The sequence below is a fragment of the Terrabacter lapilli genome, from assembly GCF_039531305.1.
Lineage (GTDB): Bacteria > Actinomycetota > Actinomycetes > Actinomycetales > Dermatophilaceae > Terrabacter > Terrabacter lapilli.
The window spans coordinates 361,574-376,451 of sequence record NZ_BAAAPU010000011.1 but is presented as its reverse complement, the minus strand read 5'-3'; the positions used below and the strand labels follow the sequence as shown (position 1 = coordinate 376,451).

Below are 14,878 nucleotides of genomic sequence, written 5' to 3'. Positions count from 1 at the left end.
GCGGGCAGCCCGGCCCGAGCAATCCCGTCAGCTCCCGCAGACGTAGCCGTTCTCGGGCGCGCGCTGGCCCGCCAGGTAGCCGTCGACGACAGCGTCGGCGCAGTCGTTGTCGTTGCCGTACGCCCCGTGCCCGGCCGCCTTCACCGTGACGAACCGCGACCGCGAGATCTGCCCGGACAGCGCCTGGGTGTCCTGGATGGGCGTGGTCCGGTCGTCCTCGTTGCCGATGACGAGCACGGGCGTCGCCGGCTCGGCCGCGACGAGCAGGGTGTTGCGGCGCACCCCCTGCCAGCCGGTGCAGGGGTCGGTGGCCGGCGGCTCGACGCGCGCCCACAGCGGGTGGTTCTCGAGGACGTCCGTGCTTGGAACCGCCGTCTGCCAGGGTGTGGCAGGCCAGTCCGAGCAGGTGACGAGCAGGTGGGAGCGCCCGAAGGTCGTCGCCGGGTAGGTGCCGTCCTCGGTGCGCTCGGTCAGGAGCATGGCGAACGATGCGAGGGCCTCGCCGTCGTCAGCGTTGACGGCGGCGTCCAGCGCGTCGACGAGGCCGGGCCAGGAGCTGGGCTCCCGCAGGCCGGAGGCGATCGCCGTACGGGCCCACCCCTCGGTCAGGAGCGGTAGCGAGTCGATGCCGGTCGGGAGCGGCCTCCGGTCCAGCCGGTCCAGAAAGGAGACGAGCGAGCGCGACACCGCGGCCGTGCTCGTGCCCAGTGGACAGGAGGTGCTCGCGCCGCACTGGGTGGCGAAGTCGTCGACCACGTCGTCGAAGTCGTAGGCGCGCCCGCGCGCCGACGCGTCGACCTCCTGCTGGCTCGGCGCGCCACCGTCGATCGCGTCCGTGACGACCGCGGAGTCGAGCACCATGAGCCCGACCCTGCTGGTGAAGAGGTCGGCGTAGAGCGCTCCGATCATCGTGCCGTAGCTGACGCCGTAGTAGTTGAGCCGTTCGTCGCCCACCGCGGAGCGGAGGATGTCGAGGTCGCGTGCGACGAACTCGGTGCCCATCCGCGCCGCCAGGGGGCCGCCCTGCGCCAGGCACTTCCGGTTGAGGGCAGCAGGTGCGCGGTGCGCGGCAGCCTGCTCCGCGGGCGTGTCCGGGGTCGGGTCGGCGGCATACATCGCATCGAGGTCGGCGTCCGACAGGCAGTGGACGGGATCGGACTGACCCATGCCGCGCGGGTCGAAGCCGACGATGTCGTAGCGCTCCCGGACGGCGTCGTCGAAGACGTCGGGCGCGGCCTTCGCGAACTCGATGCCGGAGCCTCCGGGACCGCCCGGGTTGATGAAGAGCGAGCCGATGCGGCTTCCGGGTCCCGAGGCCGCGAGCCGGCGCAGCGCCACGGTCGTCGTCGCGCCACCGGGCTGCTCGTAGTCCACCGGCACCCTGACGGTGCCGCAGTCGAAGGTGTCGTCGTCGGTGCAGGGCGTCCACGCGACCGCCTTGCCGTAGAACGCGCGGAGCGCGGGCGGCTCGGGGTCGACCGGACCGGTGAAGGTGACCGGCGTCGTGGCCCCTCCCGGTGCCTTGGCGTCCGCCACGGCCCGCCCGCCGGTCGGCGCGTTCGTGCGCGCGTTCGTGGGCGCGTTGGTGGCCGAGGGCGTCGAAAGCTCCGACGTCGGGCGCAACGAGTCGCTCGTGGTGCCCGCCGTGGTCGCCGGAGCGGCTGCGTCCGGCACCCGCGAAGGGGCCGCGGCCAGCAGGAGCAGTGTCGCGAGGACCGCGACGGAGACGAGGGGCGCGAGCAGCCGGCTCAGCAGGTGGTTCCGTCGGCCGGCACCGTTCCCCTGAGCAGGTACCCGTCCACGGCGGAGTCCACGCACGGGTTGCCAGCGTAGTAGGTGCCGTGCCCGTCATGGTCTGAAGTGAGCAGAATGCCCGAGTCGAGGTCCTTTGCGAGCTGCTTCGTGCCGCCGATGGGCGTGGCCGGGTCGCGCTGGTTGCCGATGACGAGGATCGGGTCGGCGCCCACGGCGAGGGTCGTGCCCTTCTCGGTGCGTCCGGGCGTCGGCCAGTCGCGGCAGTTGTCGTAGAGCTCACCGGTCATCCGGGCCCAGAGCGGGTGGGCGGCCTTCGCCTTCTGCTGCGCCGCGAGGACGGACGCGTCCGTCCTGGACCTCGGCCAGTCGGCACACCGCACGGGCAGCATCGCCTGCAGGTAGGTGCTCGGTGCGTACGCGCCACTGCTGCTGCGCTCGACGACCGACATCCCCTTGGCCAGCAGGATGTCGCCCTTCCCGGTGAAGGCCTGCGCCAGCCCCTGGTTGAGGGTGGGCCACGAGGTGTCGGAGTAGAGGCACATGAAGATCGAGAAGCCGACCCAGCCCTCGCCGATGCGGGACAGGCCCGGCTTCGTCGTCGTCAGGCCCGTCTTCTCCACCGCGTCGAGCAGGTCGACGATCTTCTGCCGGGCCGCGCCCTTGTCACGCCCGAGCGCGCAGTCGGGGCGGGCCACGCACCAGGCGATGAAGGCGTCGATCGAGGACTCGAAGCCCTGGATGTCGTAGGTCATCTCCTGCTGGTCGGTCTGGTTCGGCGACATCGCGGAGTCGAGCACCATCCGCCCGACCTTCTTGGGGAACGCGTCGGCGTACATCGCGCCGAGGAAGGTGCCGTAGGAGCCACCGAAGAAGTTGAGCTTCGGGTCGCCGAGGAGGACCCGCATGACGTCCATGTCGCGAGCCACCTCGGCGGTGCTCATGTGCCGGGCGCGCACGCCGCCCCGGGCCGCGCAGCGCTTCGTCACGCCGTCGACGTCGGCGAGCAGCTGCGAGCGCTCGGCCGGCGAGTCCGGGGTCGGGTCGGCGCTGAAGAGCAGGTCCATGTCGGAGTTCGTGAGGCACCGGACGGGGCTGGAGGCGCCGATGCCGCGCGGGTCGAAGCCCACGATGTCGTATGCCGCCCGCACCGCCGGCGAGAAGACGAACGACGCGTACTGGGCGTACTCCACCCCCGACGCGCCGGGGCCGCCGGGGTTGATGACGAGCGAGCCGACTCGCTTCCCGGGGTCGGTCGCCGGGGCCTTGCGCAGGGCGAGGGTGAACCGGTCGCCGCCCGGCTGGGCGTAGTCGACCGGGACCTGCATCGTCGTGCACTGGTGCTGCGGGTTGTCGGAGCAGGGCGACCAGGTCAGCCGCTGCGTGTAGAAGGCGCTCAGGGCCGCCGGGTAGTCCCGCGGCAGGGAGCTGCCGGGCGAGGGCGCCCCTGGCGTCGAGGGGGTGGGCACGCCTGAGGCGCTCGAGGCGGGGACCGGGACGCCTGGCTGGGCGACGGGCGGCGGGTTGCCGACCCGCCAGACCGCGAGCACGGCGACGGCCACGACGGCGAGCACGGCCACCGCGGCCAGGACGCGGCGCAGGGAGGAGCGCGGCACGCGGCCACCGGGAGGCGGCGCGGTGGCGGTGCCGTCGCCCGCACCCGGCGGGGGCGGCGGGTAGTCGGGCGGGAGGGCGGCATACCCCGTCGGGCCGTCCGGGAGGTCGTCGGGGCGTGGTGGCTCGCTCAGCATCGGAGGCCGTCCTTCGGGACGCGCCCCTGCACGTAGTAGTCGTCGATGGCGCTGTCGACGCACGTGTTGCTGCGGCCGTAGGCGGTGTGGCCGTCGCCGTCGAAGGACACGAGGACCGCGTTGTCGAGCTGGTCGCGCAGCCGCTTCGACCACTCGTAGATGGTCGCGGGGTCGCGCGTCGTGCCGACGACGACGATGGGGTTGCTGCCGGGGGCGCTGATCTTGTGCGGGAGGTCGGTCGACTTCACCGGCCAGACGCCGCACGGGAGGGCGCCCCACGCGAGGTTGGCGCCCCACGTCGGGGCCTTGGCCGAGAAGTCCTTGGCGTACTTCTCGTAGGCGGAGAGGTTCGGGCTGTCGGGGCGGTCGAGGCAGTTGACGGCGTAGATCGACTCCATCAGGTTGCCGTCGTAGCCGCCGCCGGGGCGCCGCTCGGCATAGGCGTCGGCGAGCTGCATGAGGCTCTGGCCGTTGCCGGACTTCGCCTCCCGCAGGGCGTCGGTGAGGATGCCCCACGAGCCCTGGTCGTAGAGCGCCACCGCGACCCCGATGCGGGCCCAGCCCTCGGTGAGCAGCGGGGCGCTCGGGTCGCCGGTGGGCAGCGGCTGGCGGTCGACCTCCTGGAATAAGTCGTCCAGACCCTTGAGGGCCGCCTCGGGCGTGCTGCCGAGCGGGCAGTCCTGCTTGACGCAGTCCTCCACGTAGGACTGGGTCGCGATCTGGAAGCCGCGCGCCTGGCCCTCACCGAGCTCGGCACTGGTCAGGTCGGGCGGGACGACGCCGTCGAGGACCATGCGTCCGACCCGCTTGGGGAAGAGGTCGGCATAGGTCGACCCGAGGAAGGTGCCGTAGGACTTGCCGAGGTAGTTCAGTTGGGGGTCGCCGACGGCGGCGCGGAGGATGTCCAGGTCGCGCGCGGCGTCAGCGGTCGAGAGGTGCTTGACCAGGTCCGGGGAGGCGGCCTGGCAGCCCGCCGCCATGTCCTTGGACTGCGCCAGCCACGCCTGCTCCTCGGCCGGGGTGTCGGGCGTCGGGTCGGTGGCCAGGAAGCGGTCGAGGGCCTTGTCGCCGAGGCAGTCGATCGGGTCGGAGCCCCCGACGCCGCGGGGGTCGAAGCCGACGAGGTCGTAGTAGCGGCGCACCTGGGGTCCGCCGATCGTCTCGGCGCCGTTGCGCACGTACGCGACGCCGGAGGCACCGGGACCGCCCGGGTTGACGAGCAGGGAGCCGAGCCGCTTGGACTGGTCGAGCGCCTTGACCCTCGCCACCTTGATCGTGAGGTCCTTGGCCGGGTCGGGTGCTGCGTGGTCGAGGGGGACGCGCAGGTCGGCGCACTCGAGGTTGCCGCACTTCTTCCAGTCGAGCTTCTGCGTGTAGTAGCGGGCGAGGGCCGAGGTCGGTGCCGCCGTGGCCGCCGGGAGGCCGGCGCCCGGGGTGGCGACGACCGGTTCCCCGGAGGTGCTCGTGCAGCCCGCGAGGGCCAGCACCGAGGCGAGGGCCGCGACGAGCACCGGCACGAGCGCCGACACGGCGGCGGAGCGGGCACGGGCGGTGGCGGCCGGACGACTCGTCATGCCCGAAACCGTAACGGGTGCACCTGCGAGCGGCCTCCCGCGTCCAGGGCTCGTGACCGCATCGAGGCCGTATGCCGGGTGCCCGGGTCGCGAGGGCACGCAGGGTTCCGCGGCAGGCCGACGCAGGCCGACGCAGGCCGACGCCGGCCGACGCCGGCCGACGCCGACCGGCACGACGATCCGATGGGGGCTCGCGCTGGTCGGAGGTCGGTCAGAGGCCGAGCTCGCGGGGCACGCGCAGCTGCAGCGCCATGGCCTCGAGCGCCAGCAGCGGCGGCACGTTGGCGTTGATGCGGTCGCGGGCCTCGTTGATGGCGTCCATCGCCCCGAGCAGCTGCTCGGGGGCGAAGACGCCGGCGAGGGCGCGCACCTTGTCGACGGCGTCGGGGTTGACGAGGTCGACGTCGGAGCCGAGCCGCAGCACGAGCGCGTCGCGGTAGATCGAGGTGAGGTCCACGAGGGCCCGGTCGACGACGTCGCGGCCGTAGCGGGTGGCGCGCATCTTCTGCTCGCGCTCGAGGGCCGCGAGCTGCGAGCGGATGTGCGGCGGCTGGGTGCGGGCGGTGGGGTCGGCCCCCAGGGTCTCCATGAGCCGGGACCGCTCGGCCGCGTCGCGCTCGGCGCTGGAGGCCGACGACTCCTCCTCGGCGATCTGGGCGAGGTCGGCCGCGGCGCCGATGGCGTCTCCGATGCCCATGATCTTCGTCGCCATGGCGATGACGTCACGACGCCGGATTCGGGCCTGCTCGTCGCGAGCCAGGCGGCGAGCGAGGCCGATGTGCGACTGGGCGGCGCGGGCGGCATACAGCGCCATGGCCGGGTCGACGCCGTCGCGGCGCTGGAGCAGGTCGGCGACCGCCTCCACCGGGGGCGTGCGCAGGCGCACGTGCCGCGAGCGCGAGCGGATGGTGACGATGACGTCCTCGAGGCTCGGGGCGCAGAGCATCCAGACGGTGCGCGGCGTCGGCTCCTCGAGGGCCTTGAGCAGCGCGTCGGCGGGGGCGTCGGTGTAGGCGGTGAGGCGGTCGGCGTCCTCGATGATGATGATGCGCCAGCGGCCGACCGACGGGCGCAGGGCCGCCTCCTGGACGAGGGCACGGGCCTCGGCGACCTTGATCGACAGGCCCTCGGTGGCCACGACCTTGACGTCGGCGTGGCTGCCGTCGAGGGCGGTGCGGCACTCGCGGCACTGCCCGCAGCCGCCCTCCGGGCACTGCAGCGCGGCCGCGAACGCACGGGCCGCCGTGGAGCGGCCGGACCCGGGCGGCCCGGTGAAGAGCCACGCGTGCGTCATCGCCGACTCGTCGGCCACCGCGCGCGACAGGGTCTCGATGGTGGGCTCCTGCCCGACGAGGTCGTCCCAGACGGTCATCGGCGTGCGGTGACGACCCGGTCGACCCCGTCGAGCACGGCGGCGTGGACCCGCTCGACGGGCTGGCTGGCATCGAGCACGAGGTAGCGCTCGGGGTCGGTGGCAGCGAGCTCGAGGTAGCCGCGGCGGACCGCACCGTGGAAGGCGTCCGCCTCGGACTCGAGCCGGTCGGGGGCGTGGCCCCGTCGCTCGCGACCGAGCTCGGGCAGGACGTCGAGGACGATCGTGAGGTCGGGCAGCAGGCCGCCGACGGCCCAGTGCTGCAGGGCCATGATCTCGTCGCGGCCCAGGGCCCGGCCGGCGCCCTGGTAGGTGACCGAGCTGTCGACGTAGCGGTCGGTGATGACGACCTTGCCCTCGGCGAGCGCCGGCTTGATGAGCTGGTCGACGTGGTGCGCCTTGTCGGCGGCGAAGAGCAGCGCCTCGGCCCGGGGCGACACGTGGTCACCGTGCAGCACGAGCTCGCGGATCTGCTCCCCCAGGGGCGTGCCGCCGGGCTGCCGGGTCACGACGACCTCGCGCCCCTGCTGCTGGAGCACCTCGGTGAGCAGGCGCACCTGGGTGGTCTTGCCGGCGCCGTCGCCGCCCTCGAAGCACACGAAGAGCCCCGGGGCGGTGTCGGCTCGATGGGTCGCTGCCGCGAGGTTCTCCGTCACGGCCCGAGCCTATGCGACCCCACCGTCAGTGCCCGTCACCGCCCGCCAGCGTCCGTCGCTGCCCGTCAGCGCCCGTCAGCGCCGGGCGAGGAGCTCCTCGGCGACCTGGACGGCGTTGAGGGCCGCGCCCTTGCGGAGGTTGTCGCCGACGACGAAGAGCACGAGGCCCTTGCCCTCCGGGGCGGCCTGGTCGGTGCGGACCCGGCCGACGAAGACCTCGTCGCGACCGGCGGCCTCGAGCGGGTTGGGCACGTCGGTGACGAGAACACCGGGGGCGTTCTTGAGCAGGTCGAGCGCCTCGTCGGGCGTGATGTCCCGCTCGAACTCGGCGTGGATGGCGAGGCTGTGGCCGGTGAAGACCGGCACGCGCACGCACGTGCCAGAGACGCGCAGGTCGGGGGCGTGCAGGATCTTGCGCGACTCGTTGCGCAGCTTCTGCTCCTCGTCGGTCTCGAGCGAGCCGTCGTCGACGACCGACCCCGCGAGGGGCACGACGTTGAAGGCGACCGGCACGGCATACACGCTCGGGTCGGGCACGGCCACCGCGCGGCCGTCGAGGGCGAGGCCGGCGGGGTCGCCGGCGGCATACGCCCCGCGCAGCTGCCCGTCGAGCTCCTGGACGCCCTTGCCGCCCGAGCCGCTGACGGCCTGGTAGCTGCTGACGTGCAGGCGCACGAGCCCGGCCTTGTCGTGCAGGGGCTTCAGCACCGGCATGGCGGCCATGGTGGTGCAGTTGGGGTTGGCGACGATCCCCTTGGGGATCTCGCGCAGGTCGTCGGCGTTGACCTCGGAGACGACGAGCGGGACCTCGGGGTCCTTGCGCCAGGCGCTCGAGTTGTCGATGACGGTCGCGCCGGCGGCGGCGACCCTGGGGGCGAGCACCTTGGAGGCGGCGCCGCCGTTGGAGAACAGGGCGATGTCGAGGCCGGAGAAGTCCGCGGTCGCGGAGTCCTCGACGACGACGTCCTCGCCCTTGAACGGCAGCGTCGTGCCGGCCGACCGCTCGGACGCGAAGAAGCGCACCTGCGTCACCGGGAAGTCGCGCTCCTCGAGAAGGGCACGCATGACGCCGCCGACCTGACCGGTTGCACCGAAGACTCCGACTCGCATGGGCCAAGGTTACGGCGAGGGAGGTGGCCCTCCCCCGCCGCGTTCACCTGTCGGTCGCGCGTCGGCCGTCGCCCGACGCTCAGTCGGCGGTCGCGTGGCGGTCGGCGTTGGCGTGGATCGCGTCGTGGACGTATGCCGCGAGGCCGGGTGCGAGGTCCTCGTACGTCTTCGTGAAGCGCGGGTCCGCGACGTACATGTCGGCCAGGCCGCGGTGGAAGTCGTGGCTCAGGTCGTAGAACCGGTCGTGGATGTGCCGGCGGTGCTGCTCGGCGGCGTCCATGGCCGCCTCGCTGGTGGCCGGCTGTCCTGAGTCGAGTGCCGCGACGAAGGCCGCGTTGACGGCGTCCATCTCGGCCTTGACCTGCTCCCAGTCGCCCTTGGTGTAGCGCTTGGTGCGCGAAGCCGACTGCTTCCACGCGTCGGTCTCGCCCCAGCGCTCCTGCGCCTCCTGCTGGTACTCGTCCTGGAAGCCGTCGCCGAAGAGCTCCTTGAGGTCCTCGGGGGTGGCTGGCTGGTTCGTCATCTCTCTCTCCAGTGCTCGGTCGATGGCCGCGACGAGCTCGTGCAGCTCGTCGAGCCGGGACATGACCGTCGCGCGCTGTCGCCTCAGGTGCTCGGCCGCGTCCTCGCCGCTGTCGAGCAGGGTCGCGATCTGCTCGAGCGGCAGCTCGAGCCGCCGGTAGACCACGACCTGCTGCAGCCGTTCGAGGTCTCCGTCGGTGTAGAGCCGGTAGCCCGCCCGCGAGCGCCCGCTCGGGACGAGCAGGCCGATCTCGTCGTAGTGGTGCAGCGTGCGCACCGTCACGCCGAAGAGGTCGGCGACCTGCCCCACCGTCCAGGTGGTCATCTGCTGCGTCCTTCCGGTCATGCACCGAGCGTCGCGCCTCACGTCGCGTGAGGGTCAAGCCCCTTGTGCCACAGAGGCGGCAGAGCCCGGTCGAGCACCGCAGTGCGCTGGTGGACCCACCGTATGCCGCCCCTACAGTGAGCGGGTGCACCGTCGCCTCGCGCTCGTCCGCCGCCCCTCGCCCCGACTCGCGGACGGGATCGTGACGCACATCGAGCGGTCGGGTTCGGTCGACGGCGAGCTGGCCCTGCGGCAGTGGCAGGAGTACTGCGACGTGCTGCGCCGCCGCGGCTGGTCGGTCGTCGAGGCACCGCCGGTGGACGGCTGCCCGGACGGCGTCTTCGTCGAGGACCAGGTCGTCGTGCACGGCGACGTCGCGGTGCTGTGCCGGTCGGGGGCTCCGGAGCGACGCGGGGAGCGCGCCGGCCTGCGGGAGGCCGTGGCGGCATACGGCTACCGCACGGTCGAGATCACGGAGCCGGGGACCCTCGACGGCGGTGACGTGCTCAAGCACGGGCACCACGTCTGGGTCGGCGTCGGCGGCCGGACGAACCTCGCGGGCGTCGAGCAGCTGCGGGCGGCGCTGGAGGGTCACCGGGTCGAGGTGGTGCCGGTGCCCGTGTCGAAGGTGCTGCACCTGAAGTCCGCCGTCACGGCGCTGCCCGACGGCACCGTCATCGGCTACCCGCCGCTCGTCGACGACCCCACGGTGTGGCCGCGGTTCCTCGCCGTCCCCGAGGAGTCCGGCGCCCACGTCGTGCTCCTCGGCGGCCTGTCGGTGCTGATGTCGGCCTCCGCGCCGCGCACGGCGCAGCTGCTCGCCTCGCTCGGCCACGACGTGTCCACCGTCGACATCTCCGAGTTCGAGAAGCTCGAGGGCTGCGTCACCTGCCTCTCGGTGCGGTTGCGCGGCTAGCGCCGCCGCCCGTGGCGACGTGGGCGCACTCTGTTAAAATCGCTAAGTGAGTGAGCAATCGTCAGAGTGACCTCGCGACCGAGGAGATCGACGTGACCGCGACCGCAGCCCGTCCCACCAGCCCGCTGAGCACCGCTGACCAGACGCGGCGGTTCGCCGTCGTGGGCGCCGAGATCTTCTGCGTCGTCGGGACGCTCTTCGGCATCGGCGTGCTCGGCACGCGCGTCGAGGAGTCCTCGGGCGGCGCCCTCGCCGCCACCGCGACCCTTGTCGCGCCGGCCGGCCCGGCCTTCTCCATCTGGACCCCGATCTACCTGGGCCTGCTCGGGTATGCCGTGTGGCAGCTCGCGCCCGCCAACGCCGTTCGCGAGCGGGTGCGCTCGACCGGGTGGCTCGCGGCGGCCTCCATGGTGCTCAACGCGCTGTGGCTGCTCGTCACCCAGCAGGGCTGGATCTGGGTCAGCGTCGTGGTCATCGTCGCGCTCGCCCTCACCCTGGGGCTGCTCGTCCTCCGGCTGACCCGCGAGGCGCCCCGCTCGACGTGGGAGCGGGTGCTGCTCGACGGCACCTTCGGGCTGTACCTCGGCTGGGTCGCCGTGGCGACCTGCGCCAACGTCACCGCGGCACTGGTGGACTCGGGCGTCGACCTCGGCGCGACCGGCAACCAGGTCGCCGCCGTCGTGGTGGTGGCGGTGGCCGCCGGGCTCGGGGTCGTCCTGGCCCGTCGCCTGGGCGGCCGTTGGGCCGTCGCGGCCGCCATGGCGTGGGGGCTCGCGTGGATCGCGGTCGGCCGCCTCGGCGACGAGCCGCGCTCCCCCGCGACCGGCATCGCCGCGGTCGTGGCCGCCCTGGTCGTCCTCGCCGCAGCCCAGCGCTGGCACCGGACGCAGGACCTCGGTGGACGCTGACGTCGTCGTCGTCGGGGCGGGTCTCGCCGGGCTGAGGTGCGCACAGCGGCTGGGCGAGCTCGGACACGAGGCGCTCGTCCTCGAGGCGGGCGACGCGGTCGGCGGCCGCATCCGCACCGACGTCGTCGACGGCTTCCGCTGCGACCGCGGCTTCCAGGTGCTCAACCCGGCCTACCCCGCGGTGAAGCGGTGGGTCGACGTCGAGGCGCTCGACCTCAAGCCGTTCGGCGCCGGCGTCCTCGTGCGCCGACCCGTCGGGCTGCGCGTGGTGGCGGACCCGGTCCGCGAACCGGCCCTGCTCGGCCGGACCCTGCGCAGCGGCTACCTCGACCCCCGCGAGCTGGCCGCGCTCGCCCGCTGGGCCGCACGCGTACTTGTCGACCCGAAGGGCGTCATGGCGCAGGAGGACGCCACCCTCGCGGAGTCGTTCGACGCGGCCGGCGTCACCGGGCGGCTGCGCCGCGAGGTCCTCGAGCCGTTCCTCGCCGGCGTGCTCGTCGACAGCCACGGCCGATCCTCGGCCACCTTCACCAAGCTGCTCGTGCGGATGTTCGCACTGGGGCGTCCGGCGGTCCCCGCGACGGGGATGCAGGCGTTGCCCGGGCAGCTCGCGGCGTCCCTCGGTGACCGCGTGCGGCTACGCAGCCGCGTCGAGTCGGTCACGCCGGCCGGCGACGGGGTGGACGTACGCGTGGACGGCGCCCCGCTGCGTGCGCGCGCCGCCGTCGTGGCGACCGACCCGGCCGGTGCGGCACAGCTGACTGCCCTGCCCGACCGCGACACCCGTGGCCTGGTCACGTGGTGGTTCGAGGCGCCGGAGCCACCGACCCGCCTGCCTCTCGTGGCGGTCGACGGGCGCCGTGACGGCCCCACCGCGCCCGGACCGGTGTGGAACACGGCGGTCATGACCGCCGCCGCCCCGAGCTACGCCCCGCCGACCCGGCACCTCGTCGAGGCGACGTGCCTGCTCGACCGGCCCGACGGCGACGCCCCGGAGGGCGACGTCCTGCGCCACGTCGGCGAGATCTACGGCTGCGACACCACCGGCTGGCGGACCGTGGTCCGTCACCGCATCGCGGCCGCCCTCCCTGCGATGCCCCCGCCACTCGACGTGCGCTCGCCGGTCGCCCTCGGCGAGGGCGTGTTCGTGTGCGGCGACCACCGCGACACCCCGTCGATCCAGGGCGCCCTCGTCTCCGGGCAGCGCGCCGCCGAGGCGGTGCACGCGAGCCTCTGACGCCTGCACCGGCGACCGTCAGCGCATGAGGCTCTTCATCGCAGCCGTGGCACCGCGCAGGTAGCGCTCGACGACCTCTCGCTCGTGGTCGCTGAGCGTGGCGTCGAGCGCGGCCAGGCTCTCGAACATCGGTGTCATGCGCGCCAGCACCTCGGCGCGGCCGCTGTCGGTGATGACGACCTCGGTGCGGCGCCCGTCGTCGGGGTGCGACCGCCGCTCTGCGTGACCGTGCCGCACGAGCCGGTCGACGACGCCGGACGACGCCGCCGACGTCACGCCCAGGAGGCGGGCGATGTCCACCGGTCCCAGGGGCCCACGCATGAGGTGGCGCAGCGAGTGCAGCTCGGAGGTGCTGAGCCCGGCCTGGCGCGCCACGACGGCAGGGACGCTCTCGGACACCTCGACGAGCTCCTGCAGCGCCGACAGCGTGCCCGTCGTGCGCCACTGGGGCACGCCCGGAACGAGGCCGACCTCCGGAGGCCCGGAGGGCCGGGCCGACCGCCCGTCGGGCGTCACCGCATCACCGGCCCGGCGCGTACGCCCGGGGGCCGGCTCTTTGCCGTCAGTCTTCTTGCTGCTAATGTCACTCACCAACTTAGTAATCTACTGAGTAACCCAGTTACTCATCCTATCCGGAGGTGTGGCGTGCACAGGGTGACCGACAGGATCACGCGCAGGTGGTGGGCCGTGGCGATCGTGCTGCTGGCCCTTGCCGGGGCGCTCGGCGTCGTCGGGGCGGTGGGCGAGGCGACGCGCACGGCAGCCTCGACCGACGCCCTTCCCATCGGCTCCGACAGCGCCGCCGCCACCGCGCTGCGCGACCGGCTGCCGCAGGGCGAGGGGTCGAGCGCCGTCGTGGTGTTCAGCCGGGAGTCCGGGAAGCTCTCGCCTGCCGACGTCTCCGCCATCGAGGCCCGGGTGGCCGCCCTGCCGGACGCGGGCCGGGCGCCGCTGCAGCGCAGCCAGGACGGCACGGCGGCCCTCGCCGTCGTGCCCGTGGACGGCCAGGACGCATCCGGCACGGCGAGGCGGGTGGCCGACATCCGCTCGGCGGTCAAGGGCGACCTGCCCGACGGCGTGTCGGCCCAGGTGACCGGCCCGGCGGCCGTGCAGGCCGACCTCGCCGCGGTCTTCGAGGGCGCCAACACGCGCCTGCTCATCGCCACCGCCTCCGTCGTCGCGCTCCTGCTCGTCCTGACCTACCGCAGCCCCGTGCTGTGGATCCTGCCGCTGCTCGTCGTCGGCGTCGCGGACCGACTCGCAGCCGTCCTCGCCACGCACACGCTCGCGGCATTCTCCATCACCTGGGACGAGTCGACCATCGGCATCCTGTCGGTCCTCGTCTTCGGCGCCGGCACCGACTACGCCCTCCTGCTCATCTCCCGCTACCGCGACGAGCTGCGCCGCCACAGCGACCGCCGGGAGGCCATGTCGGTGGCGCTGCGTCGCACGGCGGAGGCGGTGCTCTCGAGCGCCGTCACGGTCGTCATCGGCCTGCTCACACTGCTGCTCTCGCTCTTCCCCGCCACCCGAGGGCTGGGGCTCGCGTGCGCCGTCGGCGTCGTCGTCGCCGCCGCTTTCGTCCTGCTGGTGCTGCCCGCCGTCCTCGTCAGCTTCGGGCGGTGGGTGTTCTGGCCGCGCATCCCGCGTGAGGGCGAGGCGGCCCTCGCCGACGGGCACAGCCTCTGGCGTCGGGTCGGCGACCGGGTCGCCGCACACCCTAAGCGGATCATCGGCGTGACCCTCGTGGTGCTGGCCGTCATGGCCGCCGGGCTCGCGGCGATCGACACCGGCCTGAAGTCTTCCGACCAGTTCCTCAAGAAGCCGGAGGCCATCGCGGCGAGCGAGCGACTGGCCCGGTCCTTCCCGGCCGGCAGCGCGGACCCGGCCGTCGTGGTCACCACCGCCGACCCGAGCGCCGTCGCCTCCGCCGTGCAGCGGGTCCCGGGCATCGCCGGAGCCCGCGTGGCCAAGGAGGGCAGCGGCGTCGCCGAGGTCGACGCCGTCATCGACGCGGCTCCCGGCTCCGAGCAGGCCACCGACACCGTCCGGGCCCTGCGGGCCGCCGTCGCCGGCTACCCGCAGAGCCACGTCGCGGGCACGGAGGCGGTGGCCCTGGACCAGGCCGAGGCCTCGGCTCGCGACCGCCTCGTCATCTTCCCGATCGTGCTCGCCCTGGTGCTGCTCGCGCTCGGCCTGCTCCTGCGCTCGGTGGTGGCCCCATTGGTCCTCGTGTCCACGGTGGTGGCGACGTTCCTGGCCAGCGTCGGCGCCTCGTGGTGGATCTTCACCAAGGTGTTCGGCTTCTCGGCGCTGGACGACAGCGCGCCCCTCTTCGCCTTCGTCTTCCTCGTGGCGCTCGGCGTGGACTACAACATCTTCCTCGTGACGAGAGCCCGCGAGGAGTCACGGACGCACGGGTCGAGAACGGGCATGCTGCGCGGCCTCGCGGCCACCGGTGGCGTCATCACGAGCGCAGGGATCCTGCTCGCCGCGGTGTTCGCGGTGCTCGGCGTGCTCCCGCTGGTCGTGCTCGCCCAGATCGGCGTCATCATCTGCGTCGGTGTGCTGCTCGACACGCTCGTCGTGCGCACGCTGCTCGTGCCGGCCATCGCCGTGGTGCTCGGCGACCGGTTCTGGTGGCCACGCCGACCGCACCCGACCCCGAGCGCCTCACGGCAGGAGGAGTCCGGCGCGACCACCGCCCCGGAGCTCGTTGGCAAAGGTTCGACAAAGCCTTGACACGCCTGCTCTC

At 73.5% G+C, this 14,878-nt stretch carries 12 protein-coding genes; 4 read left to right on the top strand and 8 right to left on the bottom strand.

Annotated elements, in window-relative coordinates; genetic code table 11:
* Positions 1–27 precede the first annotated feature (27 nt).
* The 7 genes from ABD241_RS19270 to ABD241_RS19240 all read right to left on the bottom strand — a co-directional run bounded on the left by ABD241_RS19270 (position 28) and on the right by ABD241_RS19240 (position 9,083).
* Positions 28–1,818: an alpha/beta fold hydrolase gene (locus ABD241_RS19270; RefSeq protein WP_344066646.1), complete on the bottom strand. Its 1,791-nt coding sequence runs from the start codon at positions 1,816–1,818 to the stop codon at positions 28–30.
* Positions 1,749–3,503, bottom strand: a complete 1,755-nt coding sequence (locus ABD241_RS19265) for an alpha/beta hydrolase (RefSeq protein WP_344066643.1) — start codon at positions 3,501–3,503, stop codon at positions 1,749–1,751. The genes ABD241_RS19270 and ABD241_RS19265 overlap by 70 nt, the downstream gene beginning before the upstream one ends.
* Positions 3,497–5,077, bottom strand: coding sequence for an alpha/beta hydrolase (locus tag ABD241_RS19260; RefSeq protein ID WP_344066639.1), 1,581 nt, complete (start codon positions 5,075–5,077; stop codon positions 3,497–3,499). Before ABD241_RS19260 ends, ABD241_RS19265 begins: the two co-directional genes overlap by 7 nt.
* Positions 5,078–5,288: 211 nt before the next feature.
* A complete protein-coding gene (locus ABD241_RS19255; RefSeq protein WP_344066636.1) occupies positions 5,289–6,449 on the bottom strand; it encodes a DNA polymerase III subunit delta' in 1,161 nt (386 codons plus the stop codon).
* Positions 6,446–7,105, bottom strand: a complete 660-nt coding sequence (tmk, locus tag ABD241_RS19250) for a dTMP kinase (RefSeq protein ID WP_344066633.1) — start codon at positions 7,103–7,105, stop codon at positions 6,446–6,448. The genes ABD241_RS19255 and tmk overlap by 4 nt, the downstream gene beginning before the upstream one ends.
* A gap of 75 nt (positions 7,106–7,180) precedes the next feature.
* Entirely contained in the window at positions 7,181–8,215 is a 1,035-nt protein-coding gene (locus ABD241_RS19245) for an aspartate-semialdehyde dehydrogenase (protein ID WP_344066630.1), read from the bottom strand.
* Between the two features lie 79 nt (positions 8,216–8,294).
* A complete protein-coding gene (locus ABD241_RS19240; protein ID WP_344066627.1) occupies positions 8,295–9,083 on the bottom strand; it encodes a MerR family transcriptional regulator in 789 nt (262 codons plus the stop codon).
* Between the two features lie 124 nt (positions 9,084–9,207).
* Between ABD241_RS19240 and ddaH the strand changes: the two genes are divergently transcribed.
* From ddaH to ABD241_RS19225, 3 genes are read left to right on the top strand one after another with little or no spacing between them, the layout of a single operon-like run.
* Positions 9,208–9,978, top strand: coding sequence for a dimethylargininase (gene ddaH, locus ABD241_RS19235; RefSeq protein ID WP_344066624.1), 771 nt, complete (start codon positions 9,208–9,210; stop codon positions 9,976–9,978).
* Between the two features lie 50 nt (positions 9,979–10,028).
* Positions 10,029–10,886 (top strand): tryptophan-rich sensory protein, encoded by an 858-nt coding sequence (locus ABD241_RS19230; protein ID WP_344066621.1) that lies wholly within the window; start codon positions 10,029–10,031, stop codon positions 10,884–10,886.
* Entirely contained in the window at positions 10,876–12,123 is a 1,248-nt protein-coding gene (locus tag ABD241_RS19225; RefSeq protein ID WP_344066618.1) for an NAD(P)/FAD-dependent oxidoreductase, read from the top strand. Before ABD241_RS19230 ends, ABD241_RS19225 begins: the two co-directional genes overlap by 11 nt.
* Before the next feature lie 18 nt (positions 12,124–12,141).
* Here the strand turns inward: ABD241_RS19225 and ABD241_RS19220 are convergent, their stop codons facing one another.
* The gene (locus ABD241_RS19220) at positions 12,142–12,714 is read right to left on the bottom strand and encodes a MarR family winged helix-turn-helix transcriptional regulator (RefSeq protein WP_344066615.1); all 573 of its coding nucleotides are present in this window, start codon (positions 12,712–12,714) and stop codon (positions 12,142–12,144) included.
* A gap of 63 nt (positions 12,715–12,777) precedes the next feature.
* On the opposite strand from ABD241_RS19220, the gene ABD241_RS19215 reads away from it, so the two are divergent.
* Entirely contained in the window at positions 12,778–14,865 is a 2,088-nt protein-coding gene (locus ABD241_RS19215) for an MMPL family transporter (protein WP_344066612.1), read from the top strand.
* The last annotated feature ends 13 nt before the right edge of the window (positions 14,866–14,878 follow it).